This window comes from Micromonospora chokoriensis, assembly GCF_000718555.1.
GTDB classification, from domain to species: domain Bacteria; phylum Actinomycetota; class Actinomycetes; order Mycobacteriales; family Micromonosporaceae; genus Micromonospora; species Micromonospora chokoriensis_B.
Genome location: NZ_JOAN01000039.1, coordinates 1 through 14,690 on the forward strand (window position 1 = coordinate 1; position 14,690 = coordinate 14,690).

At 71.3% G+C, this 14,690-nt stretch carries 13 protein-coding genes; 8 read left to right on the forward strand and 5 right to left on the reverse strand.

The genetic code is table 11. From position 1 onward, the window contains the following. Positions 1–5: 5 nt before the first annotated feature. A complete protein-coding gene (locus IF46_RS0131835; RefSeq protein WP_030492113.1) occupies positions 6–911 on the reverse strand; it encodes a Gfo/Idh/MocA family protein in 906 nt (301 codons plus the stop codon). A 215-nt stretch (positions 912–1,126) separates the two neighbouring features. Here IF46_RS0131835 and IF46_RS0131840 point away from each other — a divergent pair, with 215 nt between their 5' ends. Both IF46_RS0131840 and IF46_RS0131845 read left to right on the forward strand, forming a co-directional pair. Next, on the forward strand, positions 1,127–1,522 hold the full coding sequence (locus IF46_RS0131840; RefSeq protein ID WP_030492114.1) for a hypothetical protein: 396 nt from the start codon (positions 1,127–1,129) through the stop codon (positions 1,520–1,522). Continuing rightward, positions 1,515–1,931, forward strand: coding sequence for a hypothetical protein (locus IF46_RS0131845; RefSeq protein ID WP_030492115.1), 417 nt, complete (start codon positions 1,515–1,517; stop codon positions 1,929–1,931). The genes IF46_RS0131840 and IF46_RS0131845 overlap by 8 nt, the downstream gene beginning before the upstream one ends. Before the next feature lie 58 nt (positions 1,932–1,989). Here the strand turns inward: IF46_RS0131845 and fabG are convergent, their stop codons facing one another. Next, on the reverse strand, positions 1,990–2,748 hold the full coding sequence (gene fabG, locus IF46_RS0131850; protein ID WP_030492116.1) for a 3-oxoacyl-ACP reductase FabG: 759 nt from the start codon (positions 2,746–2,748) through the stop codon (positions 1,990–1,992). Positions 2,749–2,918: 170 nt separating this feature from the next. Between fabG and IF46_RS0131855 the strand changes: the two genes are divergently transcribed. Further along, a complete protein-coding gene (locus IF46_RS0131855; RefSeq protein ID WP_084598127.1) occupies positions 2,919–6,632 on the forward strand; it encodes a S8 family serine peptidase in 3,714 nt (1,237 codons plus the stop codon). 79 nt (positions 6,633–6,711) lie between these two features. On the opposite strand, the gene IF46_RS0131860 is transcribed toward IF46_RS0131855, so the two are convergent. Beyond that, positions 6,712–8,364: an alpha-amylase family protein gene (locus IF46_RS0131860; protein WP_030492118.1), complete on the reverse strand. Its 1,653-nt coding sequence runs from the start codon at positions 8,362–8,364 to the stop codon at positions 6,712–6,714. 57 nt (positions 8,365–8,421) lie between these two features. Between IF46_RS0131860 and IF46_RS0131865 the strand changes: the two genes are divergently transcribed. Together IF46_RS0131865 and IF46_RS0131870 are read left to right on the forward strand one after the other, a co-directional pair. Further along, positions 8,422–9,036, forward strand: a complete 615-nt coding sequence (locus tag IF46_RS0131865; RefSeq protein ID WP_030492119.1) for a DUF1349 domain-containing protein — start codon at positions 8,422–8,424, stop codon at positions 9,034–9,036. 70 nt (positions 9,037–9,106) lie between these two features. Continuing rightward, on the forward strand, positions 9,107–9,778 hold the full coding sequence (locus IF46_RS0131870; protein ID WP_030492120.1) for a DedA family protein: 672 nt from the start codon (positions 9,107–9,109) through the stop codon (positions 9,776–9,778). Between the two features lie 6 nt (positions 9,779–9,784). Here the strand turns inward: IF46_RS0131870 and IF46_RS0131875 are convergent, their stop codons facing one another. Both IF46_RS0131875 and IF46_RS0131880 read right to left on the reverse strand, forming a co-directional pair. Continuing rightward, positions 9,785–10,531 (reverse strand): YidC/Oxa1 family membrane protein insertase, encoded by a 747-nt coding sequence (locus tag IF46_RS0131875; RefSeq protein ID WP_030492121.1) that lies wholly within the window; start codon positions 10,529–10,531, stop codon positions 9,785–9,787. Positions 10,532–10,631: 100 nt separating this feature from the next. Further along, on the reverse strand, positions 10,632–10,889 hold the full coding sequence (locus IF46_RS0131880) for a DUF6412 domain-containing protein (RefSeq protein WP_030492122.1): 258 nt from the start codon (positions 10,887–10,889) through the stop codon (positions 10,632–10,634). 192 nt (positions 10,890–11,081) lie between these two features. Here IF46_RS0131880 and IF46_RS0131885 point away from each other — a divergent pair, with 192 nt between their 5' ends. The 3 genes from IF46_RS0131885 (at position 11,082) to IF46_RS0131895 (ending at position 14,671) form a co-directional block, all read left to right on the forward strand. Next, positions 11,082–12,224 (forward strand): carboxylate-amine ligase, encoded by a 1,143-nt coding sequence (locus IF46_RS0131885; protein ID WP_420063610.1) that lies wholly within the window; start codon positions 11,082–11,084, stop codon positions 12,222–12,224. Between the two features lie 23 nt (positions 12,225–12,247). Next, complete coding sequence (locus IF46_RS0131890; RefSeq protein WP_030492124.1) at positions 12,248–13,627, forward strand: FAD-dependent oxidoreductase; 1,380 nt, start codon at positions 12,248–12,250, stop codon at positions 13,625–13,627. Positions 13,628–13,699: 72 nt separating this feature from the next. After that, entirely contained in the window at positions 13,700–14,671 is a 972-nt protein-coding gene (locus tag IF46_RS0131895; RefSeq protein WP_051724302.1) for a LacI family DNA-binding transcriptional regulator, read from the forward strand. The last annotated feature ends 19 nt before the right edge of the window (positions 14,672–14,690 follow it).

Sequence of the window (14,690 nt, forward strand, 5' to 3'; positions counted from 1 at the left end):
GGGGGTCAGGCTGGGAGGGGGATGGTGCGGGATTCGGTGCGGGCGGTTTCGGCGGCGGCGATGATGCCGACGACCTCACGGCCGAAGCGGACGTCGCAGCGGTGGTCCCGGGTGCCGGCCCGCACCTGCTCGATGAGCTGGTCGATGGCGACGCCGAACGCCGTGGCGGCGTCGTTCTCGCCGAACGGGACGTTCTCGATGCCGTTCTCGCCGTAGAACACGAACTCCCGGGCCATCGACTCGGTCGGGGCGTCCAGGGAGAGCGAGGCGCTGCTGGTGGCACCGCCCTCGTGGGTGAGCAGCAGGTGCACCATCCCACTCGGTCCGTCCATCGCCGCCACCTGCGTCACCCGGCCGAGCACCGGCAGGAGGATGGAGAGCGCGTGCGGGGCGATGTCCCAGAGCGCCCCGTGCTCCCGACGCCACAACGAGCCGCCGTACGGGCTGCCGTCCTGGAAGATCGAGGCGAACGCGGTGGTCCGACCGTGCTGCCAACCCCCGGCGGCGGCGGTGGCGGCGAGGAAGGCGGTCACGTTCGGCTGGAACCGCTGGGTGAAGAAGACGACCGACGCGACCCCGGATTCCTCGGCGGCGGACACCACCCGGTCGGCGTCGGCCACGCTGAGCGCCAACGGCTTGTCCAGCAGCAGGTGCCGGCCGGCGGTGGCGGCCCGGACCGCGATGTCAGCCTGGATGTCCGGCGGCAGCGCGACGGCGACCGCCTCGCACTGCTCGATCAGGGCGTCGACGTCCGCGTAGGCGGGCACCCCGTACCGCTCGGCCAGCGCCGAGGCCCGCTCCGGGTTGCGACCCCACACCCCGACCAACTCCGCGTCCGGGTGGGCGTGCAGCGCCTTCCCGTGGGTTTCGATCGCCCAGTGACCGGTGCCGAACAAGCCAAACCGCAGCACGTGTACCTCCGCTGTTTCCCCACCCCGCAGCAACGCCACGGACGTGATCCACGCTAGTCGCCGCACCGGGGGCACCGGCGGCGGGTCGACCAACCGGAGCAGCTCAGATCCCGCGCCGCACGGCGGTGACCTGGTGCGGCGAGGCCGGGGTCACCTGATTACTACGACGGTTAGTAGGCTGTGCCGGTGACCGAGGCAACGACCGGATGGGGCCGATGACCAGCGCAGCGGCGGCCAACTCGCCGGTGGACGGGATCCTCGCGACGGCATCGATCGTGCTGTCGCTGCTCGTCGCGGTGTGGGCGCTGGTGGCGGCGGTACGCCACCGGCCGCCGGACCGGTTGCAGTTCGTCGGTCTGGGCGTACTCGAAGTGGTGTTGCTCGTGTTGAGCGTGCTGGCGCTCGTCGCGGTCGGCGGCGGGGATCGGCCCGGCGAGCCCGGCGCCTTCTTCGGCTACCTGGTCACGCTTGTGTGCCTGCCGCCGCTGGCCTGGGTGCTGGCCCGGATGGAGCCGACCCGCTGGGGCTCGGCGATCGTCTGCGCGGTCTGTCTGGTGGCCCCGGTGGTGGTGGTCCGGTTGCAGCAGACCTGGGAGGTGCTCGGTGGTTGAGACAGGGCCGGCCCCCCGGCGTACGAACTCCGGCCCGGGTCGGCTGCTGATCGCGGTCTACCTGCTCTTCGCCATCGCGGCGACCAGTCGGGCCGGGCTGCAGATCGCCACCAAGTTCGACGAGGCGCCGGTGGCGTACCTGCTCTCCGGGGTGGCCGCGCTGATCTACATCGTGGCGGCGGTGGGGTTGGCCCGCGCCGGGCACACCGGCCGGCGGGTCGCGCTGGCGTGCTGCTCGGTGGAGTTGGTCGGGGTGGTCGCGGTCGGCATCCTGAGCCTCGCCGACAAGGAACTCTTCCCGGACGAGACGGTCTGGTCGCAGTTCGGCAGCGGGTACGGCTACATCCCCCTGGTACTGCCGGTGCTCGGCCTGATCTGGCTCTGGCGCACCCGCCGCACACCCGCCTGACCCCGCGACGAGGGCAGCCCCAGGCAAGGGCGCCCTCGTCGGGAGTCGGGCGTACGGGTCAGCCGCGCGGGCCGCCCGCGACGTAGATGACCTGACCGGAGACGAAGCCGGCACCCTCGCTCGCCAGGAACGAGATGGTGTGCGCGACGTCCTCCGGCCGCCCCGGGCGACGGACCGGAATCTCGGCGGCGGCGTGCTTCTGGAAGTCGTCGAAGTCGACCTTCATGCGGGCGGCGGTGGCCGCGGTCATGTCGGTGACGATGAAGCCGGGCGCTACCGCGTTCACGGTTACCCCGAACGGACCCAGCTCGATGGCGAGCGTCTTGGTGAAGCCCTGTAGGCCGGCCTTGGCGGCGGCGTAGTTCGCCTGGCCCCGGTTGCCCAGCGCCGAGGTGCTGGACAGGTTGACGATCCGCCCCCACTTGCGGTCCACCATGTGCTTCTGGGCGGCCTGGCTGAACAGGAACGCGCCGCGCAGGTGCACGCCCAGCACCGTGTCCCAGTCGGCGTTTGTCATCTTGAACAGCAGGTTGTCGCGGAGCACACCGGCGTTGTTGACAAGCACGGTGGGCGCACCCAGCTCGGCGGCGATCCGGGCCACCGCCGCCTCGACCTGGTCACGGTCGGACACGTCTGCGCTCACACCGAGCGCCCGGCCACCGGCAGCGGCGATGGCGTCCACCGTCTCCTTGGTGGCGGCCTCCTCGATGTCGACCACGGCGACGGCCATTCCGTCGGCGGCCAGCCGTCGGGCGGTGGCCGCGCCGATGCCGCGTGCGGCTCCGGTGACGATGGCGACGCGGGGCTCCTCCGACATGATTACCTCCCGGTAACTTGGGGTCGATCGAAGGAGCGTACCGCTCACCGTCGGCAACCAACGATCACCGTCGCTTTACACAAACGATCTAGGAGAGATGATCTTCCGCGCGTACCGTCGCGTTCGGTGTCACCACAGCGAACACACGACGAGGCAAGGAACAACCTCAGTTGAAATTCTCGCGTACCCGCAGGACCTGGCTCGCTGCCGCTGCCGCCGCGGCCCTCGCGGCGACCGGTGGATCACCGGCCCTGGCCGCCGCCCCCGCAGCGCCGGCCGGCACCGGCACCGCCGGGGTGACCGACCTTCCCACGGGCACCCACTCGGTCACCCTGATCACCGGTGACACGGTCACCACCCGCCAGAGCGCCAACGGCAACACACTCGACGTACGACGACCAGACGGCGCCTCGACACCGGTGCGGGTGATGGAGGCCGGCGACGACCTCTACGTCTACCCCCAGTCGGTGCTGCCCTACGTGGCGGCGAAGACGCTTGACAAGCGGCTGTTCAACGTCACCCAGTTGATCGCCGATGGCTACGACGACGCCCACGTGGACCAGCTACCGCTTATCGTGTCGTACGCCGACGCGGCCGGCCTGCGGACCAGCGCCGCCCCCACCGGCGCGACCCGCACCCACACCCTGAGCAGCATCTCCAGCGCCGCGCTCAGCGAACAGCGCGACAAGGCTGACGAGTTCTGGGCCGCGATCACCGGCCCGACCGCCAAGGCGAGCACCACGACCGACGGCCAGGGACGCTTCGCCGGAGGGATCGCCAAGATCTGGTTGGACGGGAAGGTGCACGCCGACCTCGCCGACACCACCGCGCAAATCGGCGCCCCCGCCGTCTGGGCCAGCGGCGACACCGGCACCGGCGTACGAGTCGCCGTGCTGGACACCGGCGTCGACCCGACCCACCCGGATCTGGTCGGCCAGATCGGCGCGTCCGCCGTGTTCGTCCCCGGCGACGAGATCACCGACCGGATCGGGCACGGCACCCACGTCGCCTCCACCGTAGCCGGCACCGGCGTCGCCTCGGATGGCCGGGAGAAGGGTGTCGCCCCTGGTGCCAAGCTCGCCATCGGCAAGGTGCTCAGCGACAACGGCATCGGGATGGATTCCTGGATCCTCGCTGGCATGGAGTGGGCGGCCCGGGAGGCCGACGCCACAGTCATCAACATGAGCCTGGGCTCCAGCCAGCCCAGCGACGGCACCGACCCGTTGAGCCAGGCGGTCAACGCGCTCAGCGCGGAGACCGGCGCCCTCTTCGTCACCACCGCCGGCAACGGCGGCCCCGGCGTGGTTGCCCCCGGCGCGGCGGAAGCCGGCCTGACCGTCGGCGCGGTCGACAACGACGACGCCCTCGCCTACTTCTCCAACCGCGGTCCGCGAATCAGCGACGAGGCGATCAAGCCCGATCTGACCGCACCCGGCGTCGGCGTGCTCGCCGCCCGCTCGCAGTTCTCGCCCGGCGACGGTTGGTACACGAGCATGGACGGCACCTCGATGGCCGCGCCGCACGTCGCTGGCGCCGCTGCCCTGCTCGCCGCGAAGCACCCGGACTGGACCGGCCAGCAACTCAAGGACGCGCTGGTCAGCACGACCAAGGCCACCCCGCGCTACGACGCTTTCCAGGCCGGCAACGGCCGACTCGACGTCGCCGCCGCGGTCCGCGCGCCGATCATCGCCACCGGCACCGTCTCCACCACCGTGCACTACGAGACCGCGAAGGCGGGCCGCGTCACGCACCCGGTGACGTACACCAACACCACCGGGCAGCCGATCACGCTGGCCCTGTCGGTGGACGCCCCGAGCGCGCCGGCCGGACTGTTCAGCGTGTCTGCGGCGCGGCTGACCGTGCCCGCGAACGGCACCGCCACGACCACGCTGACCACTGACACGTCCCGGTCCAGCGCCGGCAGCCGGTACACCGGTCAGGTCGTCGCCGCCGGGGCGGACCGGGCGGTGCTGGCCCGGACCGCGATCTCCGTCGGCACCTTCACCCCGTACCACAAGCTTCGGCTTGAGATGACCGACCGGGCCGGCAAGCCGGCCCCCGGCGTGATCGAGCTGGGCCAGCCGGGCAGCTTCGAAGCCGAACTCCTCCCGACCGACCCGGACGGCACACTGCTGCTCAACCTGCCTGAGGGCGTCTACTCGGCGATGAGCTTCCTGAACGTCACCGGCAGCCACGGGCCGAACTCGCTCGGCCTGGCGCTGCTCGGCAATCCCGACATCGACCTGCGCCAGGACACCACGATCCGGCTGGACGCCAAGGCCGCCCGTCGGGTCGAGTCGACGGTGCCGCAGCAGAGCGCCGACACCTTCACCCGGCTGGACTACTTCCGGTCGCAGGGCGCAGGCCGGTGGCGCTCGTTCATCGCCGGCGGCGTCTTCTACGACAGCTTCTGGGCGCAACCCACAGGCAAGGACGTGCGGCACGGCGACTTCTACCTCGGCGCCCGGTGGCGGAAGGAGCAGCCGGTGCTGAGCGTCGGCACCAAGACTGTGAACTTCGACGACGTGGTCCGCCAGCGGGGCACCACCCAGCTACCGAAGGGCCGCTCGACGCTGTCGGTGGTCTACGCCGGCAACGGTACGCCGGGCGACTACGCCAAGCTGAACGCCCGGGGCAAGGCCGTCGTGGTCCGACACAGCCTGGATGTCGGTGACGCCGAGCAGGCCGCCGCCGCGACCGCCGCCGGGGCGAAGCTGCTGCTGGTGGTCAATGACTGGCCGTGGCGCGAGGTGCGCGACTACTCGATCGACTTCGTGACCCCCACCCCGATCGAGGTGGCGATGCTCAGCATGGACGAGGGTGCGGCGCTGATCGAGCAGATCCAGCGCGAGTCGACGAAGGTCGAGGTCGTCTCGCAGCCGGTCGCCGACTACGTGTACGACCTCGTGCAGGCGTACCACAACAAGATCCCGCGCGACCTGAGCCGGACCGAGACGCCGAAGACGCTCGCCCGGATCGACGTCGGCTTCAACTTCCCGACCCGGCAGACCCGCGGTGGCGAGTTCCGGCACGACTGGCCGTCGTACCTGGACTGGGGCATCGGCGAGATGAGCAACCGGCCGCTCGCCCCGGTCCGCACCGACTGGGTCTCCACCGGCGAGTTCTACTCCTGGGGCCAGGAGGCGTTCATCGACGGCGACACCTACCAGATCGCCCCCCGGACCAGCTACCGCGCCGGCGCCAAGAGCGAGGAGCAGTTCTTCGAGCCGATCGAGCGGCCGCACCTGAACAACAACTTCACGCTGCCCACCCGCTCCGGTGACACCCTCAAGCTGGACGTGCCCGGTTGGGGCGGGGGTGACCACGTCGGCATGGCCATGAACGGCGCCGGGCAGACCAACCGGCTCTACCAGGGCAAGACGCTGCTCGCCGAGAGCACCAGCACGTGGATCAGCGGCACCGCGCCGAGCGCGGGCAACCTGCCGTACCGGCTCGTGGTGGGGACCACCCAGGACCCGACCGATGGGCCGTACTCCACAAGCACCACCACCGAGTGGTCGTTCCGGTCCAAGGCGCCGGCCGACGGGGTGGAGTCGGCGGTGCTGCCGCTGCTCCAGCTCGGTTACACGGTCGACACCGACGCCGCCGGCACCGCGAAGGCACACACCGACCTGACCGTCTCCGCCAACCACCTGCCCGGTGTCACCGGATGCGACAGCATCCGGCCGGTCACCCTGGAGATCTCGTACGACGACGGCGCGCACTGGCAGAAGCAGTCGCTGGACCGGTCGAAGGACGGTGGCTGGACGGCGAAGCTGCGCGCGCCGAAGGCCGCCAGGTTCGTGTCGTTGCGCGCAAGCGCCACGGACAGCTCGGGCAACTCGATCAACCAGACCGTCCTCCACGCGTTCGGCGTTCGCTGATCGCTCTGCCCCGATCGCGTGACGTCCGGCCGGCGCCGACCGGCCGGACGTCACGCGTGATCGGGAGACCGCCGTCTTCTCAGAAGCCCCGGCCCCGGCAGAGGCGGATCCACCGGTAGCCGTGGCCTGCGACCTTCACCGCGCCGAGCTTGCCCAACTCGCCGTAGCCGCGGTCGGCGAGCACGTCGATCGGCAGGTCGGCCTCCGGCTCCAGGCTGCTGAGGTCCACCTCGACGTCGTCGGTGCCCAGGTTGTGCACGAAGACCATCGTCCCGGTCGGCCCATCGGCCCGGTGCGCGAGCACTCCGGCCGGCATCGCCACGTCGATGTGGGTGGTCGAGCCGGAGCCGATCTCCGGGGCCTCACGCAGCGTACGGATCATGCGCTCGAACCAGGCGAGCAGCGACTTCGAGTCGCCGCGCTGGGCGGTGACGTTGACGTTCTGGTAGCCGAAGTCACCCTTGTCGATCACCGGGCGGACCAGCTTCTCCTCCTCCGCCGTGGAGAAGCCGGCATTCGGCTGGTACGACCACTGCATGGGAGTACGGATCGCCTCCCGGCCGGGCAGCGACAGGTCCTCGCCCATCCCGATCTCCTCGCCGTAGCGAAGCACCGGCGTGCCGCGCATCGAGAACTGCAGGGCGTACGCCAGCTCGATGCGCCGTCGGTCGTTGCCGAGCATCGGGGCGAGCCGGCGGCGGATGCCCCGGTCGTAGATGCGCATGTTCTCGTCCGGGCCGAACTTCGCGTACACCTCGTTGCGCTGTTCGGTGGTCAGCCGGGACAGGTCGATCTCGTCGTGGTTGCGTAGGAAGGTGGCCCACTGCCCACCGACCGGCAGCTTCGGGGTGTCGCGGAGCGCCTCGATGAGCGACTCCGGGTCCTCGCGGGCCAGGGCGAGCATGAGTCGCCCGTTGAGCATGAAGTCGAAGAGCATGTGGATCCGGTTGCCGGAGCCGCTGGTGTCCCCGAAGAACGTGGGCAGTTGGTCCGGCTCGACGTTCGCCTCGGCCAGCAGGACGGCGTCGCCGCGACGCCACTGCACGTGCTGGCGCATCTCGGTGAGGAACTCGAAGTCCTTCGGGGAGTTCGGGTTGCCCGGTTCGGTCTGCTCGATGATGAACGGCACCGCGTCCATCCGGAAGCCGGAGACGCCGAGCTGGAGCCAGAACGACATGATCTTCTTGATCTCGGCCCGGACCTGCGGGTTGGCGAAGTTGAGGTCCGGCTGGAACTTGTAGAACCGGTGGTAGAACCACGCCTTGGCGGTCCGGTCGTAACTCCAGGTCTCATCCTGCTCGCCGGGGAAGACCATGCCCTGGTGCCGGTCGGCCGGCTCGGTGTCGGACCAGACGAACCAGTCCCGGTACGGCGAGTCCGGCGAGGAGCGGGCGGACTGGAACCACGGGTGCTCGTCGGAGGTGTGGTTGACCACCAGGTCGATGATCACGCGGATGCCCCGGTTCTGCGCCTGGTGCAGCAGCTCGGCGAAGTCGCCGAGGGTACCGAAGCGGGGATCCACGTTGTAGAAGTCGGTGGCGTCGTAACCGTCGTCGCGGTTCGGTGACGGGTGGATCGGGTGCAGCCACAGGCAGGTGACGCCGAGCCGGGCCAGGTAGTCCAGCCGGCCGATCAGCCCGCGGATGTCACCGACCCCGTCGCCGTCGGAGTCGGCGTACGTGTCGATGTCGAGGCAGTAGACGACGGCTTCGGAATACCAACGGTCACCCATGCCGGAGGAACATCTCCGAACGATCACCGCGGCAAACCCTTGGTTATCGTGCCGGTCATGGGAAACGACCTCGTGCCACCGAGCGAACCGTTGGACTGGTCCCGGGGCAGTTGGCTGCACCCGCCGGTCCGCGTCGAGGAGGGCCCGGCCGGTGCGCTGCTCGTCGAACCCGCGGCGGAGAGCGACTTCTGGCGGCGGACCAGCTACGGCTTCGTCCACGACAACGGCCCGGCCCTGCTGGCGCCGCTGCCGGTCGGCACCGCCATGGAGGTGAGCTTCCGGCTCGACTTCTCGGCGCAGTTCGACCAGGCCGGCGCGTTCGTCCGCGTCGACGAACGGACCTGGACCAAGGCCGGCGTCGAGGTGAGCGACGGTGAGGCGCAGCTCGGCGCAGTGGTGACCCGGGAGTTCTCCGACTGGTCGGTGGGGCCGGTGCCGCAGTGGGCCGGCCGGGAGGTGACCGTCCGGGTCAGCCGCGCCGGCGACGCGCTGACCGTCCGCGCTCGGGTCGACGACGAGCCGTGGCGACTGGTCCGGCTCGCCCCACTGGACCCGGCGGCCGAGGCCCTCGCCGGTCCGTTCTGCTGCGCGCCGACCCGCGCCGGTCTGACTGTGGTGTTCACTGGCTGGCGGCAGGGCCCGGCGGACACCGCACTGCACCCGGAGCACTGAGCACAGGTGTAGTACCGGCCCGGCTGGGTATGACCCTCCGATCCCCAACAGCCGACCGGAAGGACGACAAATGGCGTACGCCCAAGCTGGCGACCCGTCCGAGTTCACTGGGTTGACCGGTTGGGTGGCCACGGTGATCGAGGCGATGGGCCCGGTCGGTGTGGCGCTGCTGGTGGCGCTGGAGAGCATCGTTCCGCCGATTCCCAGCGAGATCGTGCTGGCGCTCGCCGGCTTCCTGGCCCACGAGGGCGAGTTCAACGTCGTCGTCGTGGTGCTGGCCGCGACGGTCGGCTCGCTGGTCGGCGCGCTGGTGCTCTACTGGCTCGGCGCGGCGCTCGGCGAGGACCGGCTCAAGCGCTGGTTGGACCGCATCCCGCTGGTGGACAGCGACGATCTGGAGAAGGCCGACAAGTGGTTCGAGCGGCACGGCCGATGGGCGGTGCTGATCGGCCGGGTGGTGCCGGTGGTCCGCAGCCTGGTCTCCGTGCCGGCCGGGGCCAACCGGATGCCGCTGGGTGAGTTCATCCTGCTCACCACCATCGGCAGCGGTGTGTGGAACGGTCTCATCGTGGGGGCCGGTTACGCGCTCGGTAGCCGTTGGCAGGACGTCGAGCGCTACAGCGACTGGTTCAACTACGCGATCGTTGCGATCTTCGTGGTGATGCTGGTCAGCTGGGTGATCCGTAAGCTGCGCCGTCGCCGGGAGCGCGACGACCGGCGGTCGGTGACCGCCGGTCGCTGATCCGCGCTACCGGTCAGCCGGCGACGGCACCGCCTGAGGTCGGCGCAGCACCGCCTGCTCGACGGCCGACCACACGCTCGTGGTCACCAGGTAGATCACCGCGGCGAGCGGCAGCACCAGCGCGACAAGCACCGTCGCGAACGGCAGCAGGGGCAGCAGCCGGCCGAGCGTGGCCGCCCCCGGCCCCTCTGCGGGCGTACCGGCCACCGTGCCGACCGCCGCCGACGCCCGGCGGGCCCGCCGCGACGACCACCAGGCCACCACCAGCAACACGGCCAGCAGTACGCCGAACAGCGGCCCGGCCGCACCGGCCAGCCCGTCGCTGAGATGGTGACCCAACGGCACACCGGCCAACCGCTCGTCCAGCAGCCCGGTGCCGCCCTCGTTCGTGCTGAACAGCCGGTACAGGACCAGCAGGAACGGCGCCTGGAGCAGCACCGGCAGGCAGCCGGTGATCGGGTTCGCGCCGGCCTCGCGGTACAACGTGAACACCTCGCGCTGAAGCGTCGCCGGGTCGTCGGCGTACCGCTGCTGGAGGTCGCGCACCTGGGGGGCGAGCGCCGCGCGGCGTCGCTCGCCGCGGACCTGCGCGACGGTGAGTGGCGAGATCAGCAGGCGGACGGCGATGGTGAGCAGCACGATGGCGGCGGCGGTCGCCGTGCCGTCGGCAAGTGGTGCGAGTAGATCGGTGAGCCAGGACAGCGCGGTGCCGGCAGCGCTGACCGCGCCGTGCAGTGGTGCGAAGGCGAGCATGGGAAACCCCTCGGTCCGATTCCGGTGCGGCCCTCCCCGGGCGGCAATCGCTGCGCAGGGGGGCCGATGACGGCGGGATCGGCCGCGCGGCGGCGTGGCGCTACGCGGCCGAGGGGTGCCCGGGAGCGCGGGGGCGAGGTCGACCGTCGGCGTCCGGGTCGATCTGGCGAGGCATTCGGCGACCACGGGAGCGAGCGCGCAACGCCGCGCAACGCGGCCCGGCACCGGGCGCACCCGCGCCGTCGCGGACCCGTGCGACAAGCAGCACCGCCAGCAGCACCAGGGCCGTCAACGCGGTGCCGGCCAGCAGGTCGCCCGGGCCGCCCGCGAGCAGGGTGAGCTGGGCGAACGCGGACATCCACGCAACCCCGAGAAAGCTCAGCGGCACCGGCACGGGCCCAGCATAGGACCCGCTGTCACGTCGCCCAGCCGCATCTGACGGCCCGCCACGAGTACGCCGCGCCACCGCCACGTTTCCCGGCATCGCCACGTTGGGTAACCAACGGCGGACCGACGCGGACGGCCCGCGAACGGTAGGAACGGACGGGTGATGTCGATGACCGGTCAGGTGGCGGAGGCGCCCAGCGACATGGCGGCGGCGACCGGGTTGCTCACCGTGGGTGTCGAGGAGGAGTTCCTGCTCGTCGACCCGCACACCGGGGCCGCGGTGCCAGCAGTCGACCTGGTCATGGAGCAGGTGCCGGCCGAACTTCGCGGGCAGGTGGAGCGGGAGTTCCAGACCAGTCAGATCGAGATCGGCAGCCCGCCCGGTCTGGAGCTCTCGTCGATTCGGCACTCCCTCGGCGTACTGCGTCAGGCGCTCGCCGACGCCGCCGAGCGGGCCGGCGTACGCCTGCTCGCCATCGGCACCGGCCCGGTGGACGGCCCGGTGCCACCGGTGGTGGACAAGCCCCGCTTCGACCGGATGATCGAGCGGTTCCGGCTGCTCGTCCCCGGCCCCGGCAACAACGGCATGCACGTGCACGTGGGCGTGCCCGACCCGGACACCGGCGTGCAGGTGCTCAACCACGTACGGCCGTGGCTGCCGCTGCTGCACGCGGTGACCACCAACTCGCCGTTCGCCCGGGGCGAGGACACCGGCTATGCCAGTTGGCGTTCGGTGGAGTGGGAGCGCTGGCCCTCGGTGGCCCCGACGCCGTTTCTGCAGTCGCACGAGCACTACCAGCGGCTGATCGGCCAGTTGATCTCCAGCGGGGTGATGCTCGACGAGGGGATGCTCTACTGGTACGCCCGACTGTCGGCGAAGTACCCGACGGTGGAGCTGCGGATCGGCGACGTCTGCCCGTCGGTCGACGACGCGGTGCTGGTCGCCGCGCTGGTCCGGGCGCTGGTGGCCACCGCCATGGCGGATGTCGAAGCCGGCCGTCCGGCGTTGCAGACCGATCATCACCTGCTGGTCGGGGCGCACTGGCGGGCCGCCCACGACGGCCTGGAAGGCGAGGCCGTCGACGTCACCACCGGTGAGCTGCGCCCGGCCTGGGAGTTGGTGGACCGGTTCGTCGAGCGGATGCGGCCGGCGCTGGAGCAGCACGACGACTGGGCCGAGGTGACCGACCTGCTGGGTGGGTTGCGCCGGCACGGCAGCGGTGCGGCACGGCAGCGCGCGGTGTTCGAACGCACCGGCCGACTCACCGACGTGGTACAGGACGTCGCGCGGCAGACCCGCGGCTGATCACCGCGTGACAGGATGAACCCGTGGCGCAACGGCTGATCGTCATCGGCGGGGACGCCGCCGGAATGTCGGCGGCGTCCCAGGCCCGACGCCGCCGCGACCGTGCCGACCTGGAGATCGTGGTCTTCGAGCGGGGCCACTTCACCTCCTACTCGGCGTGCGGCATCCCGTACTGGATCAGTGGCCTGGTGCCCGGCCCGGAGGAGTTGATCGCCCGCGACCCGGAGACGTTCCGCACCAAGTACGCGATGGACGTGCGGATGCGCCACGAGGTCACCTCCATCGACCTGGACCGCCGCGAGGTGGTGGCCCAGGACCTGGAGGGCGGCGGCGAGGTCCGCGAGCGCTTCGACGACCTGGTGTACGCCACCGGCGCGGTGCCGGTGAAGCCGCCGTGGGCAGTCACCGACGCGGGCGGCGTGTTCGGCATGCAGACCCTCGACGACGGTGCGGCGCTGCGCGACTGGCTGGACGCCGAGCCGCAGCCGCGCCAGGCCGTGGTGGTCGGCGGCGGGTACATCGGCGTCGAGATGGCCGAGGCATTGATCCAACGCGGCCTCTCGGTGACCCTGGTGGAGGCGGGCGAGCAGCCCATGTCGACGGTGGATGGCGACATGGGCGAGTTGGTCGCCGAGGCGATGCGCGGCCTCGGCATCACGATCCGCAGCGGCCTGTCGGTGACCGGCCTTCAGGAGCGGGACGGCCGGGTGTCCGCCGTGGTCACCGCCGAGGGGCCGATCCCGGCCGACGTCGTGGTCATGGGCCTCGGCGTACGCCCCAACACCGCGCTCGCGGAGGCGGCCGGGCTGCCGCTCGGGCCGACCGGCGCGATCCGGGTCGACCGCCGGATGCGGGTGCCCGGGTTCCCCGGGATCTGGGCGGCCGGTGACTGCGTGGAGACCCTGCACCGGGTCAGCGGGTTGCCGGTGCACGTGCCGCTCGGCACGCACGCCAACAAGCAGGGCCGGGTCGCCGGGACCAACATCGGCGGCGGGTACGCCACCTTCGCGGGCGTGATCGGCACGGCGGTGACCAAGGTCTGTGACCTGGAGGTGGGTCGGACGGGCCTGCGCGAGCGCGACGCCGCGGCCGCCGGCTTCGAGTTCGTCTCGGTGATCGCCGAGTCGACCAACCGGGCCGGTTACTACCCCGGTGCCCGGCCGATGACGGTCAAGCTGATCGCCGAGCGTCCGAGCGGCCGGTTGCTCGGCGCTCAGATAGTCGGGTGGTCCGAGGCGGCCAAACGGATCGACACGCTGGCCGTGGCGCTGTGGAACGGCATGACGGTGGACGATATGACGGCACTGGACCTGGGCTACGCTCCGCCGTACGCGCCGGTGTGGGATCCGGTGCTGATCGCCGCCCGAAAAGCGGTCGACGCGCTCGCCGCGCTCGACCGTTGACCCGCGCCCGCCGTGGAGGACCACCCCGTGACCCAGACCCCGACCCGGCCGACCGTGCGTCGGCGTCCCACGATGGTCGACGTGGCCCGGCGGGCCGACGTCAGCCTGAAGACGGTCTCCCGGGTCGTCAATGACGAGCCGGTGGGACAGGAGTTGGTCGGCCGGGTGCTGGCCGCCATAGCCGAGCTGGGCTTCCGGCGCAACGACATCGCTCGTAACCTGCGCTCCCGGCAGCTCAACGCGACCGTCGGGCTGCTGATCGAGGAGATCGCCAACCCGTTCTACGCGACCATCGCCAGCGTCGCCGCCGAGATCGCCGCCGCCCACGGCACCATGCTGATCACCGCGTCGTCGGAGGAGGACCCGGAGCGGGAACGCGCCCTGCTCCAGGACTTCACCCAGCGCCGGGTCGACGGCCTACTGGTGGTGCCGGCGGGCCTCGACCACTCGTTCCTGCGTCGTGAGGTCGAGCTGGGCATGCCGGTGGTGTTCCTGGACCGGCCGCCGCAGGGGTTGCAAGCCGACGCCGTGCTGTTGGACAACCGGGGTGGCAGCCACGCCGGAGTCGGCGCGCTGCTCGACGACGGGCACCGACGGGTGGGCCTCCTGCTCGGCGCGCCGAGCGTGCCCACCATGCGTGAGCGGCTGGCCGGGGCACGGGCGGCGCTGGACGCCGCCGGGGTCGAACCAGACGAGTCGCTGGTCCGCGAGCGGCTCATCGCTCCGGAGGAGGCCGGGCGGGCGGTCGCCGCACTGCTCGACCTTCCGGACCCGCCCACCGCGTTCTTCTGCGCCAACAACCGGCTCACCGTCGGCGCCCTCCAGGAGCTGCATCGACGGGGCAGTGACGCCGCGCTTGTCGGCTTCGACGACTTCGAGCTGGCCCACCTGATGCCCCGGCCGCTGACCGTCGTCGCGTACGACACCCGGGAGCTGGCAAGAGTCGCGACCGAGCGCCTGTTCCAACGGGTAGCCGGCGACGACACTCCCCCGTCCACAACAGTCCTCCCCACCAGACTGCTCAACCGAGGCCTAACCCCCTAACCCCGCCCCGCCCCGCCCC